Below are 5229 nucleotides of genomic sequence, written 5' to 3'. Positions count from 1 at the left end.
CCCTCAAGGAGCTCGTCGATCCGCTGGATCAGCTCACGGTTGGCCACCGGCTTGCCTGCGGCCGTCTTCCAGCCGTTGCGCTTCCAGCCCTTGAGCCACTTGGTCACCGAGTCGCGGGTGTAGGTGCTGTCGAGCCGGACCTCCAGCGGGACGGCCGGGTCGGTCGCGGACAGCAGCTGCTGAAGCGCCGTCAGCTCGCCGATGTTGTTGGTGCTGTGCCCGAGCGGCCCGGCTTCCCAGCGCTGGGGTGCCCCGGCGTTGTCCGCGACCACGTAGGCCCAGGCCGCCGGGCCCGGGTTGCCCTTGGCTGCTCCGTCACACGCTGCAATGACTCGTTCGACCATGCCCCCGATCATGCCTGGTCAGGCGGCCAGGAGCCAAAGTCGCCCGGAACCGGGCAGAGCCGCGATGACAGGACTCTGCAGGATCCCGCCATCGGCCTTCCCCGACCGGTCCTGCCTTCACCCGTTGGCGCTAACTTGCCACGGGGGTGCCGCGCGGCGGACGAGGTGGTGGCGCGACGGGCTGGCAGTTTGCACCCTGGCGCTCCGCAGCGCGCCTCGGCCGGACGGAGGAGGCAAAAGCCCCGGCGTGGTCGGGGAACGCTCCGGGCACACCACCGCCAGGACCCGGACCACCTTGGAGGCACACCATGCCCGTTTCGCTCCCGGAGCTCACCGGGGACTACGTCCTCGACCCCGCCCACACCCGGATCGGCTTCGTCGCACGCCACGCCATGGTGACCAAGGTCCGCGGCGCGTTCCACCAGTTCGAGGGCACCGCCCACCTGGACGGCGGCGACCCGTCCCGTTCGACCGCCCAGCTGACGATCAAGTCCGGGAGCATCGACACCGGAGTCGAACAACGCGACCAGCACCTGCGCACCAACGACTTCCTCGACGCCCCCAACTACCCCGACATCACCTTCCGCACCACCTCCGTCGAGCCGCGCTCCGAGACCGAGTACGGGGTGACCGGCGACCTCACCATCAAGGACACCACCCGTCCGATCGCCATCGACTTCGAGTACACGGGCAACGCCGTCGACCCGTACGGCAACCTGCGGGTGGGCCTGGAAGGCTCGGTGACCATCAGCCGCAAGGACTTCGGCGTGAGCTGGAACGCGGCGCTGGAGGGCGGAGGCGTCCTGGTCGGCGACAAGGTCGTCCTGGAGTTCGACATCTCCGCCATCAAGCAGAACCAGTGAAGTTGAAAGCGTGATGTCGGTCAGCCGTCCATGACCAGGCCGGTGCCGACCAGGCAGCCGTCAACGAGCTCCGGGCGGTACCGGATCTGCTGGAGCCGGTGCTTTACGACCTTGGCGATCTGGCCGCGGCCGGTGCAACGGCACGATAACCAGTTGCGTCACGGCAGTTTCCTCGTCACGGTTGCCAGGTGACTACAGGAGATCTGGGTCGGGTCGAGCGCATCGGCAACACGGTGCATCGGCCGGTCGGACCGTGGACCCCGGCGGTTCATGGGCTGCTGCGCCATCTGGAGGCCGTCGGCTATGAATATGCGCCCCGCGTGCTCGGCTTCGATGATCAGGGCCGCGAGGTACTGACCTGGATCAGCGGCGAATCCGGCCCGGACGGTTGGGCCAAGGTCGTCGACGACCGAGGCCTGATCACCTTCGCCCGCCTCCTGCGCGACTACCACGACGCCGTGGCCGGATACCGGCCTCCGGACACCACTTTCTGGTCCACCACCACCGCCGGACCCGTCAGCGACGAAGTGATCTGTCACGGCGACTTCGGTCCCTGGAACACCGTGTGGCGCGGCGCCCGGCCAATCGCGATCATCGACTGGGACCACGCGCGTCCGGCGCCACGGCTGCACGACGTGGCGTACGCACTCGAATACACGGCGCCGTTCCGCGCCGACGACGTGTGCACCCGGTGGCTGCGCTACCCGCAGCCGCCCGACCGGCGTCACCGCCTTGAGGTGTTCGCCACTGCGTACGGCCTCAGTGACACGGCGGGCCTGGTCGATGCCGTGCTCACCGTTCAGGAGCACGGCATCGATGCCGTCCGGCGCCTGGCCGAACAGGGCCACGAGCCCCAGGCCACCTGGGTCGCCGAGGGGCACCTGGACGAACTCCGGGGCCGCCTCGCATGGAGCCGGGCCAACCGACACCTGATCGATCACTCAGGTTGAACTCGCGGTGCCGGCAGTCCGGTCGGGGTGGGCCAGCCCGGTCCCGGCCAGGCAACCGTCGATATCGACACCTCTCAGCACATGCGACAAGGCGAGTCCAAGCTGAGTAGCGGCACCCGCCGACAGTCCGACCGACACGACCGGCAGCCCCGCCGACGCACGCTGCCGCGGCTTCACCGGTTCATCCGACCTCCCTGCGACCCGGCGACACCTACGTCCCCGGTCGGAGCGCGCCCGCGACCTCCGCCCGATTGATCGCCGTCCCCCGGGCGCAGCATGATGGCCCGCATGTGGGGCAAGTGGATCGACTGCCGGGTACGGCCCGGCGCACACAGGACGTTCGCCGTCGGCCAGCGCCGCTGGGCCGTGCTCGCGGGCGAACCGGGGCTGGTCGGACAGGTGGGCGGCTGGTCCCGTCCGGGTGACCAGGCGCTGGTGCTCGGCCTGTGGGCGGACGAGGAGGCGTACGGCCGCTTCATGCGCGAACGCCACGACACGGTCGCCACCGAGGCTGCCCAGCAGGGCAGTTGGACGGCGATCCAGATCTCCGCGGGCCCGGTGGTGCAGGCCTTCCCCGGCGCGGCCGCCTCCCTTGCGGACGCGCTGAAGGACGCCACGCTGCTGCGCGCCGCCGACTGCCTGCTCCGCCCCGGCCGCACCGAGCACTTCCTGGAGGTCCAGCGCCAGGTCTGGGCCCCCGGCATGGCGGCGGCCGGCGGCATGCTCGCGGGCACCGTCACCCGCCTCGCCGCCGACCGCTACCTCGTCACCACCCTCTGGACCTCTCCCGCGGCCCACGCTGCCTACACCGCCGACGCGCTCCCCGCGCTGCGCGCCCGCGCGGACGTCCCGGCCGACGTCAGGACGCTGACCGGGCACGCCCTGCCGCTGGAGCCCTCCTGGCGGGTCCTGCCGTAGCGGCTTGCGCGTCGCTCGCCGCCGAGCAGGGCGACCTCGCCCTCCTCGACACCACGACCGTCTTCGGCTCGCCCCGGGACGTGACCGCCATCGAGACCTTCTTCCCGGCGGCCCCGGCCACGGCGGCCCTGGTGCAGCCGGCCACCTCGTAGCGTCAGGTCACCACCGGGACGCCGTCCGGCCGCCCCGCGAGCAGCGCCGCGATGTGGTCCGCGCAGCGGAGGGCCGCCTCGGCCATGGCACTTCCGGTCATCCCGGCGACGTGCGGGGTGAGCAGCGCGTTGGGCAGGCCGAAGAGCGGCGAGGCGAAGGCGGCGTGCTCGTGGGCGAAGGTGTCGACGGCGGCGGCCCCCAGCGGGTGGGCCGGGTCGTGCAGGGCGTCGGCCAGGGCCTGTTCGTCGACGATGCCGCCCCGGGCGGTGTTCAGCAGGATCGATCCCGGCCGCATGAGTGCCAGCTCGGCCGGGCCGATCAGCCCCTCGGTGTCCGGGGTGAGCGGAAGGTGCAGGGACACCACGTCGCTGGTGGCGAGCAGGGCTTCGAGGGATGCCGTCCTGCGGACGGGCGTCCGGGTCGAGCGCCGTGAGTAGCCCTGGACGTCCATGCCCAGGGCCTGTGCGCGCCCGGCCAGTGCCAGGCCGATCCGCCCCAGCCCGACGATGCCCAGGGTCAGGTCCGACAGCTCGACCGCAGGAGCCACCGGTACGCTCCAACGTCCTTGGTGCGAGGCTTCGTTGTACGAAACCAGGCTCCGGGTCAGGGCCAGCAGCTGGGCCAGCGCGAATTCCGCGACGGCGTTGGCATTGGAGCCGGGCGTGTGGGTGACGGTGACACCGTGACGGGCAGCGGCGACCAGGTCGACATGGTCGGTGCCCGCACCGGCCCGACCGATCACCCGGAGCCGATGGGCCAGTGCCCGGTCGGTCGCCGCCGCGAGGAACGCGGCCCCCAGCGGAACGCCCGCCCGGGACTTGAGCGCGTGATACCCGAGCCCGCCCCGGACCACCTCACCGATCAGCGCCGACTCGTCGAACGGGTCGACATCGGTGAACCAGACCCGGTCCGACCACGCTCCCGTCACACCCGCCGGGTCACTCACCCGCCGCAGGTTCAGCGTGACGGCAAGACCGTGCCTGACCAGACGCTCCAGTTCCCGATCGAGCAACTCCCCCGGAGCCGCGTCCAACAGCAGCACCCGCATCCGCCTCACGGCACTCCCCTTTTCCATAGGACGGACGCTATCCGAGGCGGAACACCTGCGAAGGAAGCCCGCCTACGCCCTCGACGGCCCGCTGTCCGCGTCCCGGGTCGCGGGCGCCCACGTACACGGTGAGGCCCTCGGCCGCGAGCAGCCGGGCGATGTGCTTGCCGATGCCCTTGTTGGCACCGGTGACAAGAGCTGTGCGATCGTTCATGGAGACTACGGTCCCCTGGCGCTGGGTGCCCTGCCAGGGACAGTCCGTACCAGGCAGACGGCCGGGGTGGCATGGCGCGGCAGGAGCTGGCCCGCTTTCTGCGGGACCGTCGGGCGGGCCTGCGTCCGCACGAGGCGGGGTTGACGACGACGGGCACCGCCCGCCGGACGCCGGGCCTGCGCCGCGAGGAAGTGGCGGAGCTCGCCCACATGTCGGTCGACTACTACACACGGCTGGAGCAGGCCCGGGGACCGCAGCCATCGGCCCGGATCCTGGACGCGCTGGCCCAGGTCCTGCGTCTCACGCCGGCCGAGCGCAGCCACCTGTTCCGGCCGGCGGGATCGACCGCGCCGCCCGGCGGCGATGCCGTGCGACGGGTGCGCCCGCACGTGGCCCGGATGCTGGAGCGGCTGCCGGAGACCGCTGCCGTCGTCACTGACGCGGCGTACGGCGTGGTCGCCTGGAACGCCCTGGCCCGGGCACTGTTCGGCGGAGACCTCGCACGCGGGACGACGAACCTGGCCCGGCGCCGTTTCCTGGGCCAGGGGCGGATGTACGCGAGCTCCGGCACCGAGGAGTTCGGTCACATCGTGGTGGCCCGACTGCGCCGGTCCGCCGACCGCTACCCGCGTGACCTTCGGCTGACCGCCCTGCTGGGCGAACTGCACGCCGGTAGCGAGGAGTTCCGGCAGATCTGGCAGACACATCCGGTCCACGCCCCCGGGCACCGCACCAAGAC

6 protein-coding genes and 1 pseudogene are annotated in these 5229 nt (G+C 71.7%); 4 read left to right on the top strand and 3 right to left on the bottom strand.

Annotated elements, in window-relative coordinates; translation table 11 throughout:
- On the bottom strand, window positions 1-356 hold a 356-nt coding region (locus tag ACFQ87_RS41995; protein WP_380616244.1), incomplete at its 3' end, for a ribonuclease H.
- A 296-nt stretch (window positions 357-652) separates the two neighbouring features.
- On the opposite strand from ACFQ87_RS41995, the gene ACFQ87_RS41990 reads away from it, so the two are divergent.
- The 3 genes from ACFQ87_RS41990 (at window position 653) to ACFQ87_RS41980 (ending at window position 3075) form a co-directional block, all read left to right on the top strand.
- The gene (locus ACFQ87_RS41990) at window positions 653-1207 is read left to right on the top strand and encodes a YceI family protein (protein ID WP_380616240.1); all 555 of its coding nucleotides are present in this window, start codon (window positions 653-655) and stop codon (window positions 1205-1207) included.
- Window positions 1208-1395: 188 nt separating this feature from the next.
- Window positions 1396-2157, top strand: a complete 762-nt coding sequence (locus tag ACFQ87_RS41985; RefSeq protein ID WP_380616239.1) for an aminoglycoside phosphotransferase family protein — start codon at window positions 1396-1398, stop codon at window positions 2155-2157.
- Between the two features lie 288 nt (window positions 2158-2445).
- Complete coding sequence (locus tag ACFQ87_RS41980; protein WP_380616238.1) at window positions 2446-3075, top strand: DUF4937 domain-containing protein; 630 nt, start codon at window positions 2446-2448, stop codon at window positions 3073-3075.
- A 154-nt stretch (window positions 3076-3229) separates the two neighbouring features.
- Here the strand turns inward: ACFQ87_RS41980 and ACFQ87_RS41975 are convergent, their stop codons facing one another.
- Complete coding sequence (locus ACFQ87_RS41975; protein ID WP_380616237.1) at window positions 3230-4303, bottom strand: NAD(P)-dependent oxidoreductase; 1074 nt, start codon at window positions 4301-4303, stop codon at window positions 3230-3232.
- A gap of 43 nt (window positions 4304-4346) precedes the next feature.
- Window positions 4347-4490: pseudogene (locus ACFQ87_RS41970) on the bottom strand (SDR family NAD(P)-dependent oxidoreductase); the annotation flags it as partial.
- A 71-nt stretch (window positions 4491-4561) separates the two neighbouring features.
- On the opposite strand from ACFQ87_RS41970, the gene ACFQ87_RS41965 reads away from it, so the two are divergent.
- Window positions 4562-5229: helix-turn-helix transcriptional regulator (locus ACFQ87_RS41965; RefSeq protein WP_380616236.1), on the top strand; the 668-nt coding region annotated here is incomplete at its 3' end.

This window comes from Kitasatospora sp. NPDC056531 (assembly GCF_042794375.1).
Lineage (GTDB): Bacteria > Actinomycetota > Actinomycetes > Streptomycetales > Streptomycetaceae > Kitasatospora.
This window is presented reverse-complemented; position numbering and strand designations above follow the sequence as displayed.

Bases quoted from the DNA above. Each gene is read 5' to 3' on its own strand.
- ACFQ87_RS41990 (WP_380616240.1), top strand. From the start codon at position 653: ATGCCCGTTTCGCTCCCGGAGCTCACCGGGGACTACGTCCTCGACCCC.
- ACFQ87_RS41975 (WP_380616237.1), bottom strand. From the start codon at position 4,303: ATGGAAAAGGGGAGTGCCGTGAGGCGGATGCGGGTGCTGCTGTTGGAC.
- ACFQ87_RS41980 (WP_380616238.1), top strand. From the start codon at position 2,446: ATGTGGGGCAAGTGGATCGACTGCCGGGTACGGCCCGGCGCACACAGG.